General features: G+C 65.6%; 19 protein-coding genes. 13 read left to right on the top strand and 6 right to left on the bottom strand.

Annotated features, from left to right (window positions below; genetic code table 11):
• Positions 1-121 precede the first annotated feature (121 nt).
• Entirely contained in the window at positions 122-2,710 is a 2,589-nt protein-coding gene (locus tag AAGA68_04540) for an EAL domain-containing protein (GenBank protein ID MEM9384304.1), read from the bottom strand.
• A 432-nt stretch (positions 2,711-3,142) separates the two neighbouring features.
• Between AAGA68_04540 and pip the strand changes: the two genes are divergently transcribed.
• Positions 3,143-4,108: a prolyl aminopeptidase gene (gene pip, locus AAGA68_04545; GenBank protein ID MEM9384305.1), complete on the top strand. Its 966-nt coding sequence runs from the start codon at positions 3,143-3,145 to the stop codon at positions 4,106-4,108.
• 33 nt (positions 4,109-4,141) lie between these two features.
• On the opposite strand, the gene AAGA68_04550 is transcribed toward pip, so the two are convergent.
• Together AAGA68_04550 and AAGA68_04555 are read right to left on the bottom strand one after the other, a co-directional pair.
• Complete coding sequence (locus AAGA68_04550) at positions 4,142-4,840, bottom strand: phosphatase PAP2 family protein (GenBank protein ID MEM9384306.1); 699 nt, start codon at positions 4,838-4,840, stop codon at positions 4,142-4,144.
• Positions 4,837-6,405 (bottom strand): glycosyltransferase family 39 protein, encoded by a 1,569-nt coding sequence (locus AAGA68_04555; protein MEM9384307.1) that lies wholly within the window; start codon positions 6,403-6,405, stop codon positions 4,837-4,839. Before AAGA68_04555 ends, AAGA68_04550 begins: the two co-directional genes overlap by 4 nt.
• A gap of 95 nt (positions 6,406-6,500) precedes the next feature.
• Here AAGA68_04555 and AAGA68_04560 point away from each other — a divergent pair, with 95 nt between their 5' ends.
• The 7 genes from AAGA68_04560 to AAGA68_04590 are packed head-to-tail and all read left to right on the top strand — an operon-like array spanning position 6,501 to position 13,403.
• Positions 6,501-7,421 carry a DUF3108 domain-containing protein gene (locus AAGA68_04560; protein MEM9384308.1) on the top strand — a complete coding sequence of 307 codons (921 nt, stop codon included), beginning with the start codon at positions 6,501-6,503 and terminating at the stop codon, positions 7,419-7,421.
• Positions 7,375-8,169 carry a glycosyltransferase family 2 protein gene (locus AAGA68_04565; protein MEM9384309.1) on the top strand — a complete coding sequence of 265 codons (795 nt, stop codon included), beginning with the start codon at positions 7,375-7,377 and terminating at the stop codon, positions 8,167-8,169. The genes AAGA68_04560 and AAGA68_04565 overlap by 47 nt, the downstream gene beginning before the upstream one ends.
• 28 nt (positions 8,170-8,197) lie before the next feature.
• Positions 8,198-8,602, top strand: a complete 405-nt coding sequence (locus AAGA68_04570) for a lipid-A-disaccharide synthase N-terminal domain-containing protein (GenBank protein MEM9384310.1) — start codon at positions 8,198-8,200, stop codon at positions 8,600-8,602.
• A gap of 7 nt (positions 8,603-8,609) precedes the next feature.
• The gene (locus tag AAGA68_04575) at positions 8,610-9,575 is read left to right on the top strand and encodes a lysylphosphatidylglycerol synthase domain-containing protein (protein MEM9384311.1); all 966 of its coding nucleotides are present in this window, start codon (positions 8,610-8,612) and stop codon (positions 9,573-9,575) included.
• A 33-nt stretch (positions 9,576-9,608) separates the two neighbouring features.
• On the top strand, positions 9,609-10,664 hold the full coding sequence (locus AAGA68_04580) for a glycosyltransferase family 2 protein (GenBank protein ID MEM9384312.1): 1,056 nt from the start codon (positions 9,609-9,611) through the stop codon (positions 10,662-10,664).
• A 5-nt stretch (positions 10,665-10,669) separates the two neighbouring features.
• Positions 10,670-12,556: a glycosyltransferase family 39 protein gene (locus tag AAGA68_04585; GenBank protein MEM9384313.1), complete on the top strand. Its 1,887-nt coding sequence runs from the start codon at positions 10,670-10,672 to the stop codon at positions 12,554-12,556.
• 25 nt (positions 12,557-12,581) lie between these two features.
• Positions 12,582-13,403, top strand: a complete 822-nt coding sequence (locus AAGA68_04590) for a phosphatase PAP2 family protein (protein MEM9384314.1) — start codon at positions 12,582-12,584, stop codon at positions 13,401-13,403.
• 3 nt (positions 13,404-13,406) lie between these two features.
• Here AAGA68_04590 and AAGA68_04595 read toward each other — a convergent pair whose 3' ends face one another.
• Positions 13,407-14,072: a TetR/AcrR family transcriptional regulator gene (locus tag AAGA68_04595; protein MEM9384315.1), complete on the bottom strand. Its 666-nt coding sequence runs from the start codon at positions 14,070-14,072 to the stop codon at positions 13,407-13,409.
• A gap of 250 nt (positions 14,073-14,322) precedes the next feature.
• Between AAGA68_04595 and AAGA68_04600 the strand changes: the two genes are divergently transcribed.
• The 5 genes from AAGA68_04600 to AAGA68_04620 all read left to right on the top strand — a co-directional run bounded on the left by AAGA68_04600 (position 14,323) and on the right by AAGA68_04620 (position 21,459).
• Positions 14,323-15,342: an efflux RND transporter periplasmic adaptor subunit gene (locus tag AAGA68_04600; protein MEM9384316.1), complete on the top strand. Its 1,020-nt coding sequence runs from the start codon at positions 14,323-14,325 to the stop codon at positions 15,340-15,342.
• 1 nt (position 15,343) lies between these two features.
• On the top strand, positions 15,344-18,562 hold the full coding sequence (locus AAGA68_04605) for an efflux RND transporter permease subunit (GenBank protein ID MEM9384317.1): 3,219 nt from the start codon (positions 15,344-15,346) through the stop codon (positions 18,560-18,562).
• Positions 18,559-20,040: an efflux transporter outer membrane subunit gene (locus tag AAGA68_04610; protein MEM9384318.1), complete on the top strand. Its 1,482-nt coding sequence runs from the start codon at positions 18,559-18,561 to the stop codon at positions 20,038-20,040. The genes AAGA68_04605 and AAGA68_04610 overlap by 4 nt, the downstream gene beginning before the upstream one ends.
• A gap of 85 nt (positions 20,041-20,125) precedes the next feature.
• Entirely contained in the window at positions 20,126-21,049 is a 924-nt protein-coding gene (locus AAGA68_04615; GenBank protein ID MEM9384319.1) for a DUF4261 domain-containing protein, read from the top strand.
• On the top strand, positions 21,049-21,459 hold the full coding sequence (locus tag AAGA68_04620) for a GFA family protein (GenBank protein MEM9384320.1): 411 nt from the start codon (positions 21,049-21,051) through the stop codon (positions 21,457-21,459). The genes AAGA68_04615 and AAGA68_04620 overlap by 1 nt, the downstream gene beginning before the upstream one ends.
• Here AAGA68_04620 and AAGA68_04625 read toward each other — a convergent pair.
• Positions 21,456-23,993 (bottom strand): serine/threonine-protein kinase, encoded by a 2,538-nt coding sequence (locus AAGA68_04625; GenBank protein MEM9384321.1) that lies wholly within the window; start codon positions 23,991-23,993, stop codon positions 21,456-21,458. The two genes, AAGA68_04620 and AAGA68_04625, sit on opposite strands and share 4 nt — an antisense overlap.
• 317 nt (positions 23,994-24,310) lie before the next feature.
• Entirely contained in the window at positions 24,311-25,069 is a 759-nt protein-coding gene (locus AAGA68_04630) for a queuosine precursor transporter (protein ID MEM9384322.1), read from the bottom strand.
• Between the last annotated feature and the right edge of the window lie 2 nt (positions 25,070-25,071).

A 25,071-nucleotide genomic window follows, 5' to 3' on the forward strand; every position in this document is an offset into this window, starting at 1 on the left:
ATAGCCGAGTAACCCTGAGGCGCCAACTGTGCGTGGGGTGCTCTCAAGGAGAGCGGTGCGGGCTGAGACGCAGCACCCAGACCACGCGAGGGCAGAGCGCAGGGTGACCTAATGCGAGGCTTTAGGCCGCCCCAGAGGCACGCTCGTTTTCCACCCGAGGCGCGAGAAGCGCCTGGATGGGCTCGGGGCGGTGTAGATGAAAGCCCTGCGCCATGTCCACACCCAAGCGGGTCAGCTCGCCGATAATCTCGTCGCTTTGCACGTGTTCGGCCACCACCTGCAGATCGAGCACGCCCGCGATGTCGACGAAGGAGCGCACTACCGCCAGGCTCAGGGGATCCTCCAGCATGGTAGAGACCAGTTGGCCGTCGATCTTCAGGTAGTCGAAGCTGAGCGAGCGCAGGTAGCCGTAGGACGACATGCCGGCACCGAAATCATCCAGGGCGACGCGCACGCCCGCACGGCGCACGGCCTCTAGGAAGCCACGCGCATCGCACAGGTTGGCGATCACGGCGGTCTCGGTGACCTCCAGAATCAACCGCTGGCGAACGTTCAGGGGCACAGCCCCGAGGGCGACCAGGGCGCTGTCGTGGAAATCGCGATCGCCTAGGGACTGGCCCGAGAGGTTCACGTAGATCTCCGTCGTGGCATCGTTCGCCTGCGCACTCAGCAGCGCCAGCGCTTGCCCTAGCACCCACTGGTCGATGCGCATCATCAGGCGAAAGCGCTCGGCCGCGGGCATAAAGGCGCCGGGCATCACGAGTTCACCGTCCTCCTCGCACATGCGGATGAGCAGTTCGATGCGATCCACTGGGTCGTCCGCACGCAGGCGGGCGATTCGCTGGCCGTGCAGCACGAAGCGATCGTGCTCGAGGGACTCTTCGATCCGCAGGGCCCAGCGCGTGCGGGTTTGCTGGGAGCGGATCTCCGTATCGCTGTCGTGGTAGCGCCGGACGCGATCCCGTCCCGCATCCTTGGCGGCGTAGCACGCCGTGTCCGCCGCCTGCATGATGGCGGCGGGATGCGACCACTCACCGTGCACGCTCACCAAGCCGATGCTCACGCTCACCCGAAAGCGGTGCTCACCGCAGACGAAGCGGAAATCGCGCACGCGCTGGCAAATCGTGCTCGCAAGGCGCTCTGCCTCTTCCGGCGGACAGTCGTGCAAGATGATCGCAAACTCATCACCACCTAGGCGCGCCACCGTGTCCGTGCCGCGCACGCCCTTGGTGAACAGGCCCACCACTCGCACCAGCAGCTCATCGCCCACCGAATGGCCGCAGGTGTCGTTGACGATTTTGAACTGATCGAGATCGAGGAACAGCAGCGCGTGCAGGCACCCACTGTGTCTGGCGTCTTCGTGAGCCTGGCCCAGCATAAACTCGAGTTCACTGCGATTGAGCAGGCCTGTCAGAGAGTCGTGGCGCGCGCGATAGCGCATCTCGTTGTCGAGGCGACGGCGTTCGGTAACGTCGTAGAGCACCATGACGGCCCCCAGTACCTCACCTTCACCGTTGATGATCGGTGCCGCCTTGCTCTCGACCGCGTACTCGCTTCCATCGCGCGAGAGCAGCAGCGCATCGCGATCCAGGCTCACCGCCGTGCGGCCGGCGACGCAGGGCTTGACCAAATCGGCCAACGGCTCGCGCGCGCTTTCGTCGACGAGGTAGCACACCTCGTGCACTCCGCGGCCGACCATGTCGCCGCAAGCCGTGCCCGTCAGGCGCTCAGCAACGGGGTTCATCCAGGTCACCAATCCGCTGGGATCGGTCGTAATCACCGCATCGCCGATCGACTCTAGGGTGACGTTCAACAGATCGTTGTTCTCGGCCAGAGCTTGGGTGAGCTGGCGACGCTCGGTAACGTCCTGAAAGGCACCGTAGACGCGGATCACCTCTCCATCGCGCGACTCTGTAAGGCCTTGGGCGCGTACCCAGATCCGCTCACCGCTGGCACGGATCAGTGGCAACTCCAGGTCCCAGCCCTCGCCCGTCTCAAGGGCGCGTGCGACCGCTTCACTGATGATCGCTCGGGCCTGCGGAGCGTAAAAGTCGATTGCCGTCTCCACGGACGGTTCGTAGTCCTGACCCACCCCATGAATCTGCTTGGTCTGATCAGTCCAAATGAGCTTGTTCGTGAGCAGGTTGAGCTCGTAGCCACCCACCCCTGCAACCTGCCCGGTGATGGACAGGAGCTGCTCGTTGCGGCGCAGGTTCTCCTCGTGGCGCTTACGCGCCCCGATCGGCAGGTGCACCCCGAACATCCGGCAGGGCTCGCCGTCATCCCCCCACGCTAGGACGCGTCCTCGGGTCTGCAGCCACACCCAATGCCCCTGGCGATGACGCATGCGGATCTCGCAGTCGTAGTTCGCGAGATCGCCTCTGAAGTGAGCCGCGATCGACGCCTCCACGAGCGGCACGTCGTCTGGGTGAATCAGCCCGCGAAAGCGCTCCATGGTGACCGGATGAAGCTCGTCGGGAGTGTAGCCGAGCAGGCTCGCCCAGCGCTCGTTGATGCGAACCCGGTCACGCTTTATGTCCCACTCCCACGTGGCCGCCTCCAGGGCCTCGATAACGCCCGCAAGGAAGCGTCGGTCTTCCTCGGTCTGATCGCCCTCACTCGCCGATCGCGCGCCCACAGCGCCAACGCCGTCGCTAGCCGCGCCTGGCTTAGGCGTTGAGGCACTGGATGATCTGGGGGGAGATTTCATAGGCTGGGTACGTGACACGCTTGACCCCAAGGCTATGCGTTCGGATGGACGGTGACCTTGAACCGCGTCACCAGTATGGCAATCGCAGCATTTTACCTAACGAATTTTTATTATTAGCTACCAAGCGACTGCATAAAGTCATCGGGATTGACTCAAAAGGAGCAGGCCCACCGGGGTGAATCCCCTAGATGACCACCACACCGCGCGGCAGTCGCCCGGGCCGAATCCCCAGGCCGATACACCCTTCGATGCGCCTTCGCAAGGCTAAACCCCAGGCGCCCGTCCACCTGGCGACGCCCTGATCTTCACTCGCTTAGCTATTACATTCATTTGGCTACAAGGGAGCGCACGAGACACCCTCGACAAACACCGGCCTTGCCGCTTTGGACGTGGGCCAGTAGGCTTCCTCGATCACCCTATCTGGAGCCCCCTATGCCCTCGGATCACGCGCCGCGCCGATCGCTGTACCCCGCGATAGAACCGTTCGACCACGGCACCTTACAGGTGAGCCAGCTGCACCGCATCTACTACGAGCAAAGCGGCAATCCTGCGGGTAAACCGGTCGTTTTCCTTCACGGCGGCCCCGGCGGTGGCGGCGACACACGCCCTCGCCGCTTCTTCGATCCTGCGCGCTACCGTATCGTTGTTTTCGACCAGCGCGGCTGTGGTCGCAGCGAGCCCCATGCGGCGCTCGAGGAAAACACAAGCTGGGATCTGGTCGCCGACATCGAGCGCCTGCGTGAGCACCTGGGTGTCGATCGCTGGCAGGTCTTCGGCGGATCCTGGGGCAGTACCCTGTCTCTGCTCTACGCGCAGACCCATCCACAGCGCGTGACGGAACTTGTGCTCCGAGGGATTTTCATGTTGCGGCGAAGCGAGCTGGAATGGTTCTACCAGCACGGCGCGAGTGAGATTTATCCCGACCAGTTCGCGCGATACGAATCGGTCATTCCGATGGACGAGCGTCACGACTTGATTTGCGCCTTCCATCGCCGCCTCACGGGCGAGAACCAAGCCACCGCGCTAGAGGCGGCGCGCGCGTGGGCGATCTGGGAGGGGTCGACCAGTGCCCTGCGACCGGCCCCAAACGTGGAGGAGACCTTCGGCGATGCACACTTCGCCCTGGCCTTCGCCCGCATCGAGTCGCACTACTTCGTCAACGGCGGATTCATGGACAGCGAGACGCAGATCCTCGATCAGATCGATCGCATTCGCCACATTCCCGCCGTGGTCGTGCACGGCCGCTACGACGTGGTCTGCCCCATTCGCAACGCCTGGGATCTCTCCCAACGCTGGCCCGAGGCAAGCCTGGAGATCATCGACGATGCGGGCCACTCAGCCTTTGAGCCCGGCATCACCGACGCCTTGATCCGCGCCACAGACAGATTCTGCGGTTGACTGTGTAGGGATGCGCCCCTGGAGGCGCGGGGATCAGCGACGACGTAACGACGATGCGATGCGACGGCGTCCGTCTGGGTGCACCAGTAGCCAGGTCACGACCAAGCTCGCCCCAACGATCCAGTACGAGAACAGCACGTCACTCAGCCAGTGGGCGCCCACGGCGATTCGCGCAAAGCCAACCCCGAGGGCACCGCCGAGCCCCGCCAGCAGCCAGGGGTAGCGCCGACGCGACCCGAGCAAGGCGGGCGCCATGAGGTAGGCGCCAAAACCCGCGTGACCGCTCGGGAAGGAGCAATTGCGCTGACACTCACCGGCGAGCTCCCCTAGTCGTCGAAACGAGTAGTCCCCCTGAAAGGGTTGGCTATCCCGGGGGCGTGGACGCGGCCAATCGCTCTTGAACTGGTGCACCACCAGACCTGGCCCAATCAACAAGCCGGCGAGGAGAAATCCAATCACCGTGCGCCGCGACCGCAGCCAGCGCATGGCGGGGACTAGGGACAGCATCAACATGATCAGCAGGACCAGCCCGAAGAGCTGCGAGCCGCGCTGCACGCCGTGGTAAACCCATGCGATAGGCGGCTGTTCGTTAGACCAAAAGCGCGCCTTCTCCACACCGTTTGGATCGTAGAACCAGCTCGCCACCGTGAGATCGATGCTGGGCCAAAGCGAGATCGCAAGCGTCAACAGGGCGAGGCAAATGACGCCGAGCTGCCAAATCCGCTTGCTCACGGCCGTGGCGCCTCGGCCCCGGTCCGCCCCGGCATCGCATCGCTCGGCGGCAGGTGGGCAACCGCATCGTAGCCGCGGAATCCCTGCAGGTAGTACACAAACACCTCGAGCGTCCGATCCACCACCACTTGGTGGCGCGCCGTGCCGATCTGCTCCGCCACCTCGAAGGCAGGTGCCAGAGCATCGAGTGGCGTACGTCCAACGTATAGGAAGCTGGTTGCCTCGCTCGCACTGATGTCGTTCATGAGTTCGAACTGGCTGGCGACGCCGCCATCCGGATTCCAGGCGGCCACATCGGACCATTCGGTTCGCGGCGTCCGACCGTAGTAGGTCATCTCGGATAGCACCAGGCGATCATCCCCGAGCAACGCAGCCTCTAGGCGATCAGCGCGAAGCGCCTGAACCTGCTCACCCATCTCCCTCCAGCCGAGTATTCGCGACCAGGGATCGACCCTGCGCGTCAGTTCAACACCTACTACTGGTGCCAGCGTGCGGAAGTGGTACGGCACAACGTTGAGCAGCCCGTTCAGCACCAGCGCTGCGATCAGCAGACTCGTCCCCATCCGCCCGCGCTCGCGCAAGAAGACCACTAGCAACGGCGTCGCAGACACGTAGGCAGCGAGGGCCCAATTCACGTTTGCCCCACCCAACCAGGCCTGACCGAGGTACATCGTCAGGAGCGGCAAGGTGAACAGAAGCAGCATACGCTGGCGAGAGTCACGCCACACGGTCGGTGAGAAACACATAACTAGCAGCACCAGGAACGCCAAGGGCCCAAAGATACCCAGCTGACCGCCTAAGAACTCCAGCAGGTCGCCGAAGCGATCGCGATCGCCCGTCCACTCGGTCATCTCCGCCGTGTGGGTGATGCTCGGAAATCCATGCTGCAGGTTCCACCACAGGTTGGGGGTCAGCACGAGGGCCATCACTGCCAGCGCCAACCAAGGCCCGCTCATGCGCAGCCACCCGCGATGCTCGCTCAGCAGCAGGTAAAGGAACATGGAGATGGGGAACAACACCATCGTGTACTTGGACAACATTCCCAAGCCCATGGCGATGCCCAACCCGACCCAAGCGCCAGGTTGCTCATCGAGCGCCGACACGAATAGCCACAGGCCGATGGCCCAAAAGGCCACCAAGGGAGCATCCGTGGAGACTGTCATTGACAGGAAGCCTACGGCGGGCAGAGTGTACAAGGCGATGCCGCTCAAGGTGCCGTGCTCGCGGCCGAATTGACGTATAGCGAGCAACGCCACGAATACCGCAGCAACGCCATACCACAGAAATGCGCTCAGCTTGACGCAGAGCTCGCCCTCGCCGCAGACGCTCGTGAGGGCGGCGATCGACCAGGCCACGAACGGCGGTTTGGAGTAGTAACCGAAGGCCAGGTGACGTGACCAATCCAGGTAGTAGGCCTCGTCCAGATACAGGTTCATTCCCGTGCTCTGCACGATGAAGGCGCGGTAAACGGCGATCGCGAGCAGGACCACGAGCAGCCAGAGCATGGCACTGAACTGCGGGGTCTTGTCCGCTTCTGGGGAACTGCTGGGGTTCGCGATGCTCAACAAGAGGGTATCCAGTCGGTTTAGACTTCGGGTTCGCCCCCGCCAGGCGCGCAGCGCGCCGGCGCGAGCCTTGAGTGTTTCGGAGGAATGCTCATATGCCTGCAGATTTCAGGCCCGGTCGTCGCGCGACCGCTGCCGCCCCCCCCTGCCCCAGCTCGCTTCGCGCACCCGTGCGCTGGCTGCTGGCGGCCGCAAGTATACTCGTTGCGGCAAGCGCTTCGATGGCGACCGAACCGGTCGCCTACACGGCCGAGTACAAGCTGCGCGCCTTCGGCCTGCGCGGCAAGATGAATGTCGAACAATACCCCGAGCCCGGCGCCGCCACCGCGCAAGGACCGGTCTGGCGCTACCGCTCGGAACTGCGGGCCAAGGGCTTTGGTAAGCTGTTCTTCGGTGGCCTCACCTTCGAGGACGCCCTGTTCGAAGTACGCGACGACGGCCGCCTGCGCCCCCTTCACGTGACTGGCAAGGACTCGATGAAGGACCGCTCGAAGGACGTGACCTTCACCTGGCCTAAGGGCGATGAATCGTCCAGCGAAGGCCCTCTCGCCGAGGGCACCGATGCCGAGGCCACCTTCTCCATGGAAATTCCCCCGGAGGTGCTCGATCGCGCCCTGCTGATCCCGGCGATCGCCCTGGACCTCGAACACAGCGGCGCGGCACGAGACGCGCACGGCGAGCTCACCTTGGCCTCCGCACCCCTGGATCCCGAGCGCGGCTATCGCTTTCGGGTCCTCGAACGCGGCCGCCTCCGCGACTACTATGCGCGGCTCGTAGGAGAGGAAGCCCTCGAGGGACCAGAGGGGGACCCGATCGAGACCCTCGTGTTCGAACACCGGCGCGATGGCTCAAGCCGCACCACCACCTTCTGGCTGGCGCCCTCCCTGAGCTACCTGCCGATCCAGATTCAGCAGCGCAAGAACGACAAAAAGCCCCACCTGCGGGCCTTCCTCAAGGACTACCTGCCCGTTGACCCTGACCAGCAGCAACCCGGTCCTGAGCGCGACGCCCGCTGAGCCAGCAGGCGCGCCGAGTAGCGCAATCGCTGCGCTGTCGGTGGTGGTACCCGTGCACAACGAGGCAGGGAACATCACCCCGCTGATCGAGGAGATCCATGCGACGCTGGCGGGACTGCCGCACGAAATCATCTACGTCGACGACGCCAGCTGCGACGATTCCCTGCGCGAGCTCGCTGCCTGCGCCGAGCGTTTCGATAGCCTGCGGGTACTGCGCAACGAACGCCAAGCCGGCCAGAGCACCTCCGTGCTGAACGGCGTACGCGCGGCTCGACACGAGTGGATCGCAACCCTTGATGGCGATGGCCAGAACGACCCCAAGGACATCCCGCACCTGATGGCAGCGTTGATCGAGGATGGCGAGGCGATCATGGCCATCGGTCACCGCAAGAAGCGGCGTGACTCCTGGGTGCGCCGACGCGCCTCGGGCATCGCCAAGGGCGCGAGACGCCTCCTGCTGGGCGATGAAGTGCCTGACAGCGGCTGCGGACTCAAGGTGCTCCGCCGCGATGCCTACCTGGCACTTCCCTACTTCGACCATATGCATCGTTTTCTCCCCACCCTGGTGCAGCAGGGCGGCCAGCGCGTACTCTCCGTGGCCGTGAACCATCGCCCGCGCGAGCGCGGCCAGTCGAAGTACGGGATCCTCGACCGCGCGATGGCCGGGGTGATCGATATCATCGGTGTCGCCTGGCTCGGCATGCGCAATCGCCGCACAGCGACCGAGGAACTCGATCGCCGCTCCTAGCCCGGATCTCGAGGGATTGGACCCGCCCATGCTACTGACCGGATCGTTGTTGTTGGCGACGGCCTTGGCCGACGCCACCCCCCTGATCGCCCCCGCCCCAGCGGACCCGTTTCGCCAAGTGCTCTTCGAGGTGACCTTCGGCGGTCTCGCCTGGTCGATCACGCCGTGGAAAATCATCGGTTACGGCGGCGTCACCCTGTTCGGCCTGCGCTGGGTGGTGCAGGCGCTCGCCTCGCGAAAGGCCCAGGCACCGACCATGCCGCTGGCCTTTTGGTTGATGAGCGTTGCGGGCAGCCTCATGCTGCTCGCCTACTTCATCTGGGGCAAAAATGACTCCGTGGGAATTCTCTCTAACCTGATGCCGTCGTTGATCTACAGCTACAACCTCTATCTGTTCTTCCGCCAGCGCCAGCGCACGGCCACCGCCACCTAAGCATCCCTTGGACGAGCGGCAGACGAAGACGCGGGGCTGGCGCAGGCTGCTATCGCTGACCGTGGTCGTGCTCAGCGTGCCCGCGCTCGGCCTGTGGGTGCACTTGACGGTGGGTTGGCCAAGGCTCCTCACCCCCTGGATAGGTCTGACGGTTGCCGACTACGGCGTGCTGTTCCTGGGCATGGCGATCGCCTACCTCGCCCGCGCGGCGCGCCTGTTCGACTTCTTCCGCGACACGGTGGCCCGTGCGCCCTTCGGGTTGCTCCGCCTGAGCCTCTTGCACAACCTCTCCAACCACCTACTGCCAATGCGAACCGGAGAGGCTGCCTTCCCCCTGTTGATGAAACGCTATTTCGGCGTTAGCTTCGCGGACGCAGGGCTATCGCTCGTGTGGCTGCGCGTGCTGGACCTCGCCGCCCTGACGTTGCTGGCTTCCACCGTGATCGCGAGGGGAAGTCCCCTTGGCCCCCTGACCCAGGCGCTCGCCCTCACCCTCGCCCTGGGCAGTGCTGCCGCCCTGCTGCTGCTGCCGTGGGCAGTGCACCTGCTACCGGCTGCGTTTGATGGCGGGCGCACGCAGCGGCTGATCCATGCGATTGCTAGCAACCTGCCGAGGGGATCGGCGGCCTACGCCAGGGCGGTTCTACTCACGCTCGTCGCCTGGGCTGCGAAGGGCTTCGCCCTGCTCTGGCTGGCGCTACAGTTCACCGCCTTGAGCGCCTCGACCGCCGCCGTGGGTGTGGCAGCCGGTGAGCTCTCGAGCGTACTGCCGATCCACGGACTGGCAGGTAGCGGCACCTACGAGGGGGCCATGGTAGCTGCGCTAGTGGCGGTGGGTGCCGAGCACGACGTCGCCCTCCTAGCGGCAGTCAACGTACACCTCTTCCTGCTCGGCACGGCGTTCGCCCTCGGCGTCTCGGCGCTCCTGTTGCCGCGACCGCCATCGCCCGCCAAGCCCGATCGGGTAAGCTGAGTCCCCATGAGCCACGTTGTCCCCGACACGGTGATGCCAGCAGACCGAAAGGGCGTGCTGCTCGCCGCCCCCTTGTCGATCGTCATCCCCATGTACAACGAACAGGACAACGTCGCGCCGATGATGGCCGACGTCCACCGGGCCTTGGCCACCTACCCAGCACGCTGGGAGTTGGTGGTGGTGGACGATGGCAGTACGGACGAGACGCGCCAGCGCTTGCAGCGCGAGGCCGCTCGCCACGGCGAACACGTACGCGTTCGCATCCTGCGCCGGAACTTCGGCCAGACCGCCGCGATGCAGGCCGGCATCGATGCCGCCCGCGGCGACGTCATCGCCACCTTGGACGGCGACCTGCAAAACGACCCCGACGACATCCCGCGCATGGTGGATGAACTGCTGCGCCGAGATCTTGACCTGCTCTGCGGCTGGCGCGCCGATCGTCAGGACACCTGGCTCATGCGCAAGGTACCCTCGCGCATCGCCAATTGGCTGATCGGTCGGGTCACCGGTGTGCGCATCACCGACTACGGCTGCAGCCTCAAGGTGTATCGCGCCGAGGTGATCAAGGGTGTGCGCTTGTACGGCGAAATGCATCGGTTCATTCCCGTCTGGGTCGCCTCCGCCACCTCGCCCCTGCGCATCGATCAGACCGCCGTCAAGCACCGCCCGCGCGTGCACGGCGTCTCCAAGTACGGCATCTCACGCACCTTTCGCGTCGTGTTGGATCTGCTCGTGGTGTTCTTCTTCCTGCGCTACCACGCCAAACCTGGCCACTTCTTCGGCGCCATCGGCCTGAGCCTGGGCGCCCTCGGCAGCCTCATCCTGACCTACCTCGGCGTGGTTAAGTTCATCCTCGGCGAGGACATTGGCTCGAGGCCCCTGCTGTTCGTCGGCATCCTACTCGTGATCGCCTCGCTGCAGTTCCTGACCACCGGCATTCTCGGGGAGTTGCTGAGCCGCACCTACTTCGAGTCAACGGCAGCCGCCGCCTACCGTGTGCGCGTGGACGACGCCGAATCCCACACGGCCTGGGCCGGCCCCCACGACCCCGACACCTCTGCGAACCGGGCCACGCGCGCCCAGGGATGAGCTCCATGCGTTTCCTCTACAACCCTTGGGCGTTAGTCGTCATCGCCAGCGCCGTGTTCGGCCTCGGGGCTTGGAACACGCCGCTGTTCGACAAGGACGAAGGCGCCTTCGCGGAAGCCACGCGAGAAATGCTGGAGAGCGGGCAGTACCTCACTACCACCCTCGATGGCGAGCCGCGCCATGACAAGCCCATTCTCATCTACTGGGCCCAAGCCCTCTCGGTAAAACTGCTAGGCCCCGCTGAGCTGGCCTTCCGCCTACCGTCGATCCTCGCCGCGCTCCTGTGGGCACTCGCGCTTTACCGCTTCACCCGCCAGACCCTCGGCCGCGACGAAGGCGGTATCGCCACCCTGAGCTTCGTCACCGCACTGATGGTCTCTCTGGTGGGCAAGTGGGCGACGGCCGATGCGCTGCTCAACCTGTTCATCGCGCTCACCATGTTCGATGCCTGGCGCTTCGCCGAGCATCGCGACCCTAAGCACGGCTGGCGTGTGTACCTATGGATGGCTCTGGGTTTTCTCACCAAGGGGCCGATCGCGCTCGGCCTGCCGCTGCTAGTCGGCTTACCGTGGATGATCTGGTCCGGTCGCCTCGGCGTGCTGTGGGCCTTGCTGCGCCAGCCCGCCGGTTGGGCTGCTTTCGTCGTGGTCGCAGCCCCGTGGTACATCGCCAACACGATCACTCCAGAGGGCAGGGAGTTCCTGCGAGGCTTCTTCCTCGACCACAACCTCGCCCGCTACGCCACCACGCGCGAAGGTCACGGCGGAGTCTGGTGGTACTACCTGCCGTGGACACCCCTACTGCTGATGCCCTTCGCAGGCTGGTTCTTGAGTAGCCTCGTGCGCCTGCCGCGGGTCATGAATGCGCCGCTCGATCGCTACCTGTGGCTGTGGTTCTTCGTGGCGCTCATCGTCTTTTCACTCTCGGCCACACAGCTGCCGCACTACCTCGTCTACGGGATGACCCCCCTGTTCATCCTCTTCGGTCGCTACTACGCACACTTCACCAATCGCTGGCTGTGCTTTGCACCCGCCATCGTGTTCTTTGCGGTGCTGGCCCTGGTACCGTCCTTGCTGCCCCTGGCGCTGGAGTTAGCGCCGCTGCCCGGTGTCGCCCCTGACGTGGCCGCGCAGATCGGTCGTGAAGCGGCCGGCTGGCCTTACGCAGTAGCTAGCCTCGCCGCTTTGGTGCTCAGCGTGGTGATCGCTATGGAGCGCCGAATTCACGCCTGGCACGGCATGTTGCTCCTCGGGTTGCTGCAGGCCGTGCTCATCGGGCTGTTCGTCGCCCCGACTGGCGCACGCTTGGAACAGACCCACATCCGGGCTGCGGGGCAAGCGGCGGCGATCCTGGAGGGAGACACAGTCGTCGCTTACCGGTACCGCCGACCGAGCTTCAGCGTCTATCGCAACGCCGTGACGCCCCATCGCGCGCCCCTGCCCGGCGAGGTTGTGTTTACGCAGGCTCCTACGCTTGCCACCTTCCTTGCCGAACAGGGGCTCTCCGCGCAAACCCTGTTCTCCAGCGGCAATCTCGTGCTGGCGAGGGTGTCCGGTGGCGATGCAACTGCGACGCCCCCGCCACCGATCGGGTCCGAAGCACCGGTAGAGTCCGGCGCGGAGGCCGAGCTGAACCTACCGGCCGCGGCGGGCGATCCACTCGACGCGGGGACACCACCTGCGCCAGCATCGCCGCTCGATGAGACGCCTGCGCCTGACCCAGGCGACATCGCCGAGCGGCAGGCGCCGCCAAGCGAGTCCGATCCCAAGGCATCCAACGATCCGCCAGCCCCGGTCTCTGCACCCATCAACCCACAGAGCTCCCCCGACGCCGAAGAGCCCGAAGAGCCCGAAGAGCCCGAAGACGATGCTCCGCCTCGCCTCCCTACCTGAACCGCCTCTGACTTAAGTCACCTCGATGAGCCTGAAGCAAGAACTGGCGCTAGCGGCGGCGCACCGCGCAGAGACGATCGCGCCCGGAACATACGCTTGGCTCCTCGTCCTGAGCGCCGCGGGTGCGGCCCTTGGCCTCGCCTTGTTCGCTGCGGGCGGCTCCCACCAGGTTGGCTTCACCCTCCTGAACGCCCTCGCTGAACCGACGCCGAACTGGCTGCTGGCGAACCTCACGGAGCTCGGCAACACGGCCGTGCTGGTGGCGCTAGCCCTGGTCAGCGCGCGGTCGCGGCCGCAGCTGCTTATCGCCTTGGTGATCGGCGTGCTGCTCGGCGCAGTGGCGATTAACTTACTAAAGGAATTATTCGCTGTTCCCCGTCCGCCAGCCGTACTGGACCCGCAGAGCTTCCGCCTGGTCGGTGAGGCGCTGCAGCGCGGCAGCTTTCCCTCGGGTCATACCTTCGCCACGTTCACGGTGGCCGCCGTCGCCGTCGGCTTCGTCCCCAGCCCTATCGCCAGGCTATCGATCATTATCGGCGCCATGGTCATTGCGTGCGCGCGCGTGTGGGTGGGCGTCCACTGGCCCCTGGACATCATCGGCGGTGCCGTCGGCGGAATGCTGACGGGCGCACTAGGCCTCGCCCTCAGTCAGCGCTGGCGCGGCGGCTTCCATCCGATCGCTCACCTGCTGATGCTAAGCTTGGCGTTGATCTCGAACATCGTGCTGATCATCGGCGGAACCAACTACGCAGCAGCAGATCCGCTGATGCGGGCGGTGGCGATCGCCAGCACGGTCATCGTCGCCTGGCAGTATCTACGGCACCGAGAAGCGCGCACGCTCGACTGAGGACTAAGTCTCTCGCAACGCTTTGTCGGCCGCGTAACGGCTCAGGAACATCGCAACACAGGACTCGACGCGCTCCCGTCGCGCTTGCTCATCGAGCGGTGTGGACACCCCCAACACACTGCCCATGTGGGCATTGCTGGCGAGCATTCCCGTCAGCATGTCCGCGGCCTCGTGGATGTTATCCACCGCCAGGCCACCGCCGCGCACGTGGTGGTGAATGAAGTTTTTGAAGGTGTCGAGGGTCGCCCGGGGACCCGCATCGAAAAACAGCTTCGCCACCTCGGGGTGGGCCGTTGCACTGCCCATGACAGTGCGCTTCATCCGCAGCACGTTATCGTCGTAAAGCAGGCTGATGTAGCGCAGGCACAAGGTGGTGAGACCCTCGCGCAGGCTGATCTGCTGCAGGGCCCGGCTGCCCTGGAGCTCGTAGGCATCCAGCTTGCTGCGAATGCAGGCTTGGAGCAGGTCTTCCTTCGAGCTGAAGTGGCTGTACACGGTTTGCTTGGACACGCCGGCGTGCTGGGCCACGGCATCCATGCTAGTGGGATCGAGCCCCTTCTCGAAGAACAAACCCGCTCCAGCGTGCAGGATGGCGGACCGCTTCTCCTCGCTCCTAGGCCGCCCAGGTCTGCCTTTTGTCGGCGCTTCTTTAGTTTTTTCTATTTCCATACTAGACAGTCTAGTTTTGGGTATCTAATATTCAAACTGTACGGTCTAGTTTATACCAGTTACTAGCCGCCCCACAAGCTCCTTCGAGGCCTGAGTCCTGATGAATAGCTCAATATTTCAGAGAGTTAAGCTAACGCCTGGTGCCGCACGAGGCACTCTGCTCGCGTTCACCGCGCTGCTCTCACTATCTGCCTGTGGGCCAACCACACCGGATGAAAGCACCCGGCAAGTCGCGCCGACACGAGTTCCCGTGGCCACGGCTCAGGCGGCCCCAGGCTACGCTGCCCGGCACATTTTCTCGGGGCAGATCGAGGCGGCGCGCACGGCCCCCCTTGGCTTTGAGCTCGGTGGGCTCCTGCGTGCCGTCGCGGTGGAAGAGGGCGCGCGGGTAGAGACCGGACAGGTGCTGGCGAGGCTCGACACGGACCGACTGGCCGCTGCGAAGCGCGAGCGCGAAGCGGCGGTGCTCGAGGCGCGCTCTCAGGTCACCCTAGCGTCGGCGACCCTGGCGCGGGTCGATGAGGCCCTCGGCTACCGCGGTGTCTCGAGGCAGGAAGTCGATGAGGCGCGCGATGCCCGCGACCGCGCCACGGCCGCGCTAGCGCTGGCTGAGGCGCGTCTTGCCCGCATCGACGTGGACCTCGATAAGAGTGCCTTGAGGGCACCGTTCGCCGGCACCATCGCCGCCCGGCGCGTCGATGAAGGCGCCGTGGTCGCGGCCGGCGCGCCGATCCTTGTGCTCGAGGAGTCGGGTCGCCTGCGCGCTCGCGTCGGTGTTAGTGGCGAGCTCGCTCGCGCGCTCACCCCTGGCGACTCTCGCCCTCTGCAGGGCCCGACCGGCAGCGTCGACGGCACGATCAACGCCGTGCTCCCCGTGCGCAACGCCATCACGCGCACGGTCGACGTACTGTTCGATCTGCCGAGCGACGGGACCGGCTCTCTGCGCCCGGGTGACCTGGTGCAGCTCACGCTCGACGAGTACCGCGCCCGCGAAGGTCATTGGCTGCCGCTCGCCGCGCTGACCGAGGGCGAACGGGGGCTCTGGACCACGCTGGTGGTGGAGGGCGTAAACGCATCGGAGTACCGAGTCACGCAACGGATCGTCGAGGTGGCCTACCACGATGCACAACGCGTGTTCGTGACTAGCGGCATTCGCGATGAGGACCTACTGGTGGTGGACGGAACGCACCGGGTGGTCGTGGGCCAACGCGTTGCACCGAGTGGACCGGCCATCGCCGACGTGGCCCCCGCCGATGGGGAGGAGCGCTGAGATGACCGCCGCCACCTCCTCCGAGGAGCGCCCAGAGTCTGCGCGCGAGCCGGTCGCCGGTCGCATCGCCGCCGGGTTCTACAGTAACCCCCTGCTGCTGGCGTTGACCCTGCTGATCCTGAGCATGGCAGGCCTTGCCGCCCTCGGCGAGCTGCCGCGCCTAGAAGATCCTCGCATCACCCAACGCTTCGCCCGTATCGCCACGCTTCTGCCCGGGGCCACGGCCGAGCGTGTCGAAGCGTTGGTCACCGAACCCCTCGAAGACCTGCTCGATGAGATCGACGAGATCAAGGACGTCACCTCCACCTCCCGCGCGAACGTCTCCAGCATCCTCGTCGAGCTCGACGACAGTGTCACCCGTAGCACCAACCAGGACATCTTCGCGGAAATCCGCGCGAAGCTGCGCGACGCGGCCAGCGTGCTACCCGCCGAAGCGACCGCGCCCGTGCTCGATGACAAGCGCGGCGCCGTCGGCTACGGCGCCGTCGTGGCGATCCGCTGGGCCGATGGTCACCCTGAGGAGCAAGACCTGGGCATCCTCGGACGCACGGCCGAACGCCTCGCCGATCGCCTGCGCCTCCTGCCGGGGACGGAGCTAGTGCGTTTCTACGGTGCACCCGAGGAAGAAATCAACGTTCTCGTCGACCCGCAGGCGATCGCCGCCGCGGGCCTTAGCGTGGCGGAAGTCGCCCAACGGATCGATCGGGCGGACGCAAAGAGTGCCGCCGGTAGCTTGCGCAGTGAGCGGCGCGAGCTGGCGTTGGAACTGTCGGGCGAACTCGACGGCGTGGAGCGGATCGCTCGAATCCCCCTACGCGACGACGGCAACGCCGGCGTCCTTACGGTGGGCGAGGTGGCGAGCATCGCCCAGGGCTGGCGCACGCCCGAACGCAACATCGCCCTCTACCAAGGCCAACGCTCGGTGCTGGTGGCCGCTCGCCCCGTGGTCACCGAGCGCATCGACCTGTGGGGAGAGCAAGCACGCGAGACCGTCAGCGCCCTTCGCGCAGAGCTTGGCACCCAGTTCGAGATCGATCTCGTGTTCGACCAAAGCGAGTATGTAGACGACCGCCTGTCTATGCTGAGCAGCAACCTCTTTATGGGCGCAACCGTCATCATGCTGATCGTGCTACTGCTCATGGGTTGGCGGGCCGCCATCATCGTTGGCCTGGCGCTGCCCTTGAGCTCGGCGATCGCGATGTTCGGCCTGGCCACCGCGGGCCTGCAGCTGCACCAGATGACGATCTTCGGCCTGCTGATCGCCATAGGCCTCCTTATCGACAACGCGATTGTGGTCACGGACGATGTGCAGCGACGCCTATCCGAGCACGGCGATCGCCCCCGCGCGGCCGCCGATGCGGTTAACCACCTCCTAACACCCTTGTTTACCTCGACGTTTACCACGGTACTTGGGTTCATGCCCATCTTCCTGCTGAAGGGCAACATCGGTGACTTCGTTGGGCCGATCGCCGTTAGCGTGATCATCGCCCTAGTGGCGTCCTTCGCCCTGTCGATCTCAGTGATCCCGGCGCTAGCGGCGCGCTACCTGGGCACCACGCCGAGCGGTGCACGGGTCTCCTGGTGGAAGGCCGGCTTGCAGCTTCGACCGATGAGCGCACCCTACCGCAAGCTGCTCGGTGCGGCCCTGGCCATGCCGCGGCGAACGATATTGGTCACGGCTAGCGTGGCCTTGTGCGGATTCGTAGCTGCCTCCCAGCTGGGTCTGCAGTTCTTTCCCGGCGCCGACCGTGATCAGTTTGAGATCGAAGTTTGGTTGTCGCCGGATACCTCCGTAAACGCTACGCTCAAGAGCACCCGGGCCATCGAGGCGAGCGTGCGTGAGGAAGCGGGGATCGCGCAGATCGACTGGGTGATCGGCGCGAGCTTTCCGGTGGTGTACTACAACGCCGTCGAGAACCAAGACGATACGCCCTCCTACGCGCACGGAATCGTGACCGCCACCAGCGTGGCGGAGGCGGCGGCTTTGGTGCCCCGCCTCCAGCGCAAACTGAGCGAGGCGTTCATCGACGCGCGCATCGTGGTAAGCGCCTTCGGCCAAGGACCTCCGATCGACGCTCCCGTAGCCTTCGAGCTGTACGGCCCGAGCCCGGACGAACTCGCCCGCTACGGCGCCGAGGTGCGTCGGGCAATGCACGAAGTGCCAGGATTGCTGCACTCCTCGGCGTCCGTCGAGGGGGGGCAGCCGAAGCTGCGCCTCGACGTGAACGAGTACGCCGCGCACCTAAGCGGCCTCACCCTCGACGACATCTCCGGCCAGCTGCAGGCGAGCCTCGATGGCGGCGTGGGGGGCAGCGTACTGCGCGATACGGAGTCGCTGGCCGTGCGCGTGCGCATGGCCGATGCCGTTCGCGGCAGCGTGCGGGAGATCGCCGACCTACGTCTGCTGTCGACCCGCGGCACGAACGCCGGCGAGTGGATCCCGACCTCGGCCCTCGGCGAGCTCACGCTCGTGCCGGAGAAATCTGGCGTCTCGCGTCGCAACGGCGAGCGCGTCAACAACATCTACGGCTACACGGCCGATGGCGTACTGCCCATCGAGGTGACACGAGAGATTCTGCAACGGCTTGACGAGGAGGGCTTCACCCTGCCGCCCGGCTACCGTTTGCAGGTGGCAGGCGAGAGCGAATCACAGGCCGAAGCCGTCGGCTCCCTCGCGGCCTACGCCCCGCTTCTCGGCGTTGCGATGGCCACCACCATCATCTTGAGTTTCTCGAGCTTGCTGCTCGGCGCGGTGATCGGCGCCGTGGCCTTCCTGTCCGTGGGGCTCGGCATGCTCTCGCTCTACCTGGCCGGCTACCCCCTAGGTTTCAATCCCCTGATCGGCAGCGCGGGCCTGATCGGTGTGGCCATCAACGGCTCCATCGTGGTCCTCGCCGCGATCCTGGCGAACCCCAAGGCACGGGCCGGCGAGCACGCCGCGATGGTGGATGAGGTCGTGCACAGCACTCGCCACTTGGTGGCGACTTCCCTGACGACGACGGCCGGCTTTGGCCCCCTCCTGATCAGCGGCGGCAACTTCTGGCCTCCCCTAGCGGTGGTAATCGCCGGCGGCGTTGCCCTATCACTAATGCTTTCTATTGGTTTCACCCCTGCCTGCTACGCTTGGCTGACTAGACGCGCGGCGCGCGCCAGCGCCAAGCTGCCAAGGCACGCGCCCCCAGTGGGCGACAGCCCTGAGCCCCTCGGAGGTGCCGCATGAATCGCCTTGCCTGGCCCCTAGCTCTCAGCCTGCTGTGCCTGAGCGGTTGCGCATCTCTGCCGGTGAGGGAACCCGCTAGCACTGTGCCTGAGACTGCGGCAGACAGGCGATGGCAGACGCCCTCAGCCGTCAAGCCCTCAACCCAAGGCCCCAGCGCCGTCGACTGGTGGCAGCTGTTCGGTGACGACACGCTGGGCGAGCTCATCGCCAAGGGGCTGGCGGCGAACCAAGACGTGGCCATCGCCTCGGCGCGCCTGCGTCAAGCCGGCGCCGCTGTGCGTAGTACGCGCTCAGGCCGCCGACCACAGCTGGACTTCGCAGTGAACGCGCGACGGGCGGAGGTGAGCTCCCAGGGCGCAGGCGCGGCGTCCCAGCTGAACGGGGCGGGGCTCATCGACGACGTTAACGAATTCTACGACCTGGGAGCCAACCTCAGTTGGGAGGTCGACCTGTTCGGTCGCCTCGGCGCCCAGATCTCCGCCGCCGAGAGCAATCTCGCGGCGAGCGCCGCGGATCGGCGCGGCGTGGAGCTTACGGTCACCGCCGCGATCGCCTCCACCTACCTCCAGCTGCGGGCCCTCCAAACCCAGCTCGAGGTGGAGCGCGCGAACGTACGCATCAGTGAAGAGCAGTACTCGCTCACGCGAGATCTCGCTGCTAGTGGACTAAGCGCAGAATTGGATGCCCTGCGTGCTCAAGGGCAGCTGGAGTCTTCCCGGGCTCGCCTGCCCGCCCTCGAGGCCGAGGTCGCAGGTCAGCGCTTCGCTCTATCGGCTCTGATAGGTAAGACACCAGGCGCACTCGAGGAGTCGCTCGCCGCGACAGCAGAGGGCCAACCCACACCACCGGCTCTGCTGCAGGTCGGCGTGCGCTCCGATCTGCTGCGACGTCGACCAGACGTGACGGCGGCCGGCTGGCGTCTGCAGGCGGCGACTTCCTCCCTGGAGGCGAGTGCCAAGATCCGCTTTCCGCAGCTCATACTCACCGGCGCTGGCGGCACGGACGCCGGGTCCTTCCTCGATATGCTCGAGGCGAGTAGCGTGACTTGGCTGCTCGGTGCCGCGGTTAACCTGCCCCTGTATCGAGGCGGAGCAATCCGCGCCGAAGTGGACAACGCCACTTCGGAGGCGCAGATCGCTCGTCTCACCTGGGATCGCACGGCCTTGATCGCCCTGCAGGAGGCGGAGACCGCGCTCGCGGCCTTCGCCGGTGCGCGGGCGGAGCGCGACCGCCTAAAGCTCGCCACACAGGCCACCGCTGAGGCAGCTCAGATCGCCACCCGCCTCTACGAAACCGGTCTCGGCGCCTACCTCGCCGTGCTCGACGCGCAGCGCGAAGATCGCAACGCCGCATTGGCGCTGGTGGCAGCGAAGAACCGCATGAATCAACGGGCCGTCGACCTGTATCGAGCGCTAGGCGGCGGATGGGAAACTCCGCAGACGCCAGCCCCGGTGGATGTCGTCGCTAGTGCCCAATGAGGGCTGACATGCCACGCCCGGTCGGGTGCTGAGCGTCCGGGTCTGCTATCGTTCCCCAACGTTCGCCGCCTAGACGATCCGACCTATGGCTCCCCTCGCGCTCCTGCTGCTGTTCGCCGCCACCGCCTACATGTTGCTTTGGCGAACGCGACCGCCGCCACCCGAGGCACCCACTCTCGACAGCCTGCCGCTGCGCAGCCTGAGCGAAGCGCTCGGGCAAGCGCACGGCAGCGAGGTAGATGCAGCTAAGCTGTACGCCGTCGTGCTGGTGGATGCTTACCCAACGCTCGACTTAGAGGCCATCGTGGCGAAGGTACGCGGCAAGTGGGGGACGCACGCCACGCCCACAGCTGTCGCCACCGAAGATCCTCCCCTGCGGCGGAGCGTCGGCGTGCCCAGCGCGCAAATCGCCTTCGAGCTGATCACCCCCATTGACCAGCACCCCGTGCTCGGCGAAGCGGCGGCTCGGCCCGCCGGCAACGCCCATGCGGCCGCGGTGCTAGTGACCCTGGAGGCGGACAAGCGCGCCGTGCTGCAGGCGGTTGCCCTGTCTCAATTCGTGTTTGCCTTGCTCGACACTTGCCCGCAAGCGAGGGCAGTGCTGTGGGCTCCCTCACGCACCCTCTGGTCTGCCACGCAGGCCAAACGTGTGCTCGCCACCGACTACGAACAGCGCTTTCCGGTCGGCCTGTGGGTGTCTGCGCGGGCCAGCACCCTCGACGACGGCCGCGTTCAGGGCTACACCCTAGGGCTCACCGCCCTAGGCAGCACCGAGTTCGAAGCGCTGGATGCTCGCGAGGGCCCGCAGGCGTTAGCCGACCGCCTACGGTCGCTCGCCGAGTACGCGCTGTTGAGCTGTCGCACGATCTTCAACGGCGACACGACTGGGGTAGATGGTTGCGAGCGCATCCGCCTGCAAAAGGTCCCGTCACAGACGGTGCACCGCGGCTGGGTGTTCCAGCTGCGCTACTTGAAGGCGTCGCCTCAACAACCCTGGGAGAACGACTGATGCGGGCGCAGGGGCACTGCTTATGCGGCGCCGTGTCCTTCACGGGCAAGGGCGAATCGGAAGGGGTCCATTGCTGCCACTGTCGCGACTGTGCGCGATGGAACGGCGGGCCCCTGCTATCGGTCGCGTTCACCGAGGGCTACGACGTCGAAGGGCCCGTACGCTGGTTCGCAAGCTCCGTATGGGCCGAGCGGGGGTCCTGTGAGCGTTGCGGCAGCGCCCTGTTTTGGCGGCTGCGTGACGGGAGCTACTTCAGCGCCGCCGTAGGCGCCTTTGACGACACGTCGGCCTTCGCGCGCATCGACTCGCACATCTTCATCGACTGCAAGCCAGAGCACTACGAGTTCGCCGACGACGCGCCCCGTTTGACCGCCGCCGAGGTGATCGCCAAATTCACCGCTGGCGACTAGCGCGGCGCCCCGGAAGCGGGCCGCTCACGATACACGATCGGGTCTTCAAGGCTGAGCGCGCGCAGCTCCTCTCGCGCTCGCTGCACGAGAGGATGCTCAGCGCCACCCCAGCGGCGCAGACCGTCGTAGGCCTCGCGCATCGCCTCCACCGCGGCGGACGCTGTCCCATCGAACGCGTGTCCAGCATCGCGCTCCGCGCCCGCCAGCGCCTTGGCATGCTCGTAGTCCATCAGCAAGAGGCGAGCATTCGAGATGGCCCGACCGGCGAGCGCTAGGCGCCGCGCACGCGCCGTGGCCGCCAGTGCGTCGCCCCAACGCTGCTCGGTCAGCGCCAGGGCCGCCGCCGCGTGGTGGTAGACCCACGCCTCGGGCTGATCCAGGTAGTCCGCGAAGGCCTCGCCGATGGCATCGAGCGTCTCCCGCGCCGCGACCGACGACCCGTCGGTGGCCTCCAGGCGAGCCAGAAGTAAGGTGATCTTGGCGACGTCCTCTTCTGCATCCACGTAGGGCGTGTCGGCTAGGCGCAGCGCACGCTCGTAGTACTGGCGTGCCTTAGGCGCCTGTTGAGCAAACTCGTAGTACTCCCCCACGCGCCAGTCGAGCAAGCGGGCCGAGAACTCGAAGTCGGAGGTGCCGGCCGCGTTCTCCAGGGCCCGCTCATAGGCCACCAGCGCGTCCTGCAAAGCACCGGTCTCGAACAGGTAACGTCCAAGGTTGGCTGGCAGCTGAATGCCCCACTGGGTGCCCCTGCCGGCGTCGTCGAGGATCGGCATGATCTCGCGCTGCATAGCAAGCGCCCGATCGTAGCGGCCGGCCGCCGCCAGGGCGACGGCAAAGTTGTTGTAAAGGTGTACGCGATCTTCCCACGCCCGCTCCCCTAGGGCGTCTACCATGTTCTTAGCTTCATCGTAGAGGGCAATCGCCTGGTCCGCGTCGCCCGCATCATCGTGCACCTCTGCGACGAGCTGCAGAGCGACCATCAAGCTTTCTCTATCGTTAGGTTTCTCGCGAGCCAGGGCCAGCGCCTTGCGCGCACTGCGCAAGGCGGACTCGGGGAGGTTCATCCACATCTGGGCGTTGGCGATGGTCTGATACAGATCCATGCGCACACTGGGCAAGTGTTCGAGGTCACTGTCCAGTCGCGTCTCGGCCGCCTCGAGCAGCTCAGCGATGGTGGCGTCCTCACCCTGCTGCAGGGAGTCGCTCACGTAGGGCTGGGGCGCCAGCAAGATGTCCTCGAGGTACTGGCGTACCGCCTCGGCGCGCGCCAGCTCCCGGTTCGCCCTATCCGCTTGCGCCAGGGACACCACCAAGCCTCCCATTAGGGCGAGCACCGCGACGGCGCTGGCCACGCTGATTCCCAGATGCCGGGAGAGGAATCGACGCACGCGGTAGAGGCCCGTGTCGAGCTTTGCACTGACCGCCTCGCGGCGCAGAAATCGGCCGAGATCATCGGCGAGCGCGCCGGCAGTCTGATAGCGCCGCTGGGGATCGGCCTCAATCGCGCGCAGGACGATCGCATCGAGCTCCTTCCAACGCAGACCGCTCAGGGAAAATCGCCCGCCAGCCCCGGCGCTGCTCGGTCGCTCCGCCTCGTGCGTGGTGAGCAAGCGTTCCGCCTCCAACACGCTCATTGACGAGACGTCGTAGGGCCGCACCCCGGCGAGCAGCTCGTAGAGCATGATGCCGAGGGAGTAGACGTCGGTCGCCGCCGTGAGCGGCTCATTGCGGATCTGCTCCGGGCTTGCGTAAGCGGGCGTCAGGCTCAGCACCTGGGTGCGATCGGCCGCGTGGGACTCGCGATCGAGCGTAGTGGCGATGCCGAAGTCGATCAGACGGGGAAAGCCACTCGCCTCCACCAACACGTTCTCCGGCTTGAGATCGCGGTGGATGACGAAGCGCTGGTGCGCAGCCTGCACGGCGCGACACACGGTTTCGAACAGACCCAATACATCGCTTAGGCTGAGCGCCTGCTCCTGGCAATAGCGATCGATCGCGACGCCGTCAACGTACTGCATCACCACGTAGGGGATGCCGTGCTCGCTGGTGCCGCCGTCGAAGAGCGTCGCCACGTTCGGGTGTCGCAAGTCACTGAGCAGCTGGCGTTCGCGCTGGAAGCGGCCGACCTGATCGGCAGTGGGGTTAGCGAGGGCGATGAGCTTGACGGCCACCTGGTCGTCGTAGGCACCGTCCGCCCGCTGGGCCCGGTACACCACGCCCATGCCACCCTGGCCGATTATGTCTATCAGTCGGTAGGCGCCGAACACTTGTCCGTGTTGGCTATCGAGCGGTACGGGGGCGAGCACGTTTGGCAGGGCCTTGGCCGTATCACAGCCCTCAGCAACCGCAAGCAAACGTTGCGCCTGGGCGAGCTGTGCTCCTTCGCAGCGCGCGGCCAGCCACGCCCCGCGGGCGCCGGCGGGCTGGACCAAGGCCTCTTCGACAAGACCCAGCACACTGCGTTGGTGATCTACCTGCGCATCCATCCACTTGCCCGTCGTATTGTTGTTGTTCGAGCAATGGTAGCGATTCACCCCCGCACGCGGCTAGCACATCGAGCGCGGTCGCAATGCGCCAGAGGCGCCGGCCTTATGTACACTGCGGGCCCGGATCAAGTCCCGCTACCTAGTGTCCTGTCCCCTAAGTTCGTTGAAGAATTCGCGGGTACATTTTGCCCCTAGGCACGTTGCTCCTCCTCCCGTGGGGCCTGCCACGCTCGTCCTAGCGCCGCACCCAGGAACGAAAAGCCCCGTGCGTATTTTTCAACGAACTTCTGGGACAGCACACTAGCTTGGTAACACAGGGAGGGCTAGCAGGCCCTCGAGAGGATAAGAGCGTCGGGGCGATTCGCCTAGTCGGCCAGGGAGAAGGGCGTAAAGTTGGTGCTCTTGTCGTAGACGTCCACCTGCTCGGCGCGCTTCAAATGCCCCACCACCGCGTAGGTCACCGGCGTCATCACCACCTCGACGCCCACCTTGAACGCCCAGTTGAAGGCCATGACCGCAAGCAAGGTCTCGCTCGCCCAGATGCCGCCGAAGGCGACGGGATAGAAGATCAGGCTGTCGACGCCCTGACCTACCACCGTGGAGCCGATTGTACGCGCCCAGAGCCAGCGCCCCTGGGTGGCCACCTTCATTCGGGCCAACACGTAGGAGTTGACGAAATCGCCCGCCCAGAAGGCTAACAAGGAAGCGACCACGATGCGCCACGTGGACCCAAACACAACCTCTAGAGAGGGTTGGAGCGTGGCGTTGAATGGCTCGTCGGGCGAGGGGGGCAGGTTCAACACCACCCAGGACATGACCGTAGCAAAGCTCATCGCCGCCACGCCGGCCCAGATCACCCTGCGCGCGCGGGCGTAGCCGTAGACCTCCGTGAGGATGTCGCCGAACACGTAGCTGATGGGGAAGAAGATGTTGCCGGCGCCAAACACGAGCAGGGTACCGATCACCGGCACAGCGAAGGGCAGCTCTAGGCCAACCACCTTGGCCGGGCCGATCAGATTCGAACACAGGAGCACCGTGACGAAGGCCGCCATGATCGGCGCGTAGTAGCGATAGGCGGTGCCGTGGGCGACAGCGGCAGGCGAGCCAGCGGTGGTCAACTCGATCT

The organism is Pseudomonadota bacterium, from assembly GCA_039193195.1.
GTDB lineage: Bacteria > Pseudomonadota > Gammaproteobacteria > Steroidobacterales > JBCBZW01 > JBCBZW01.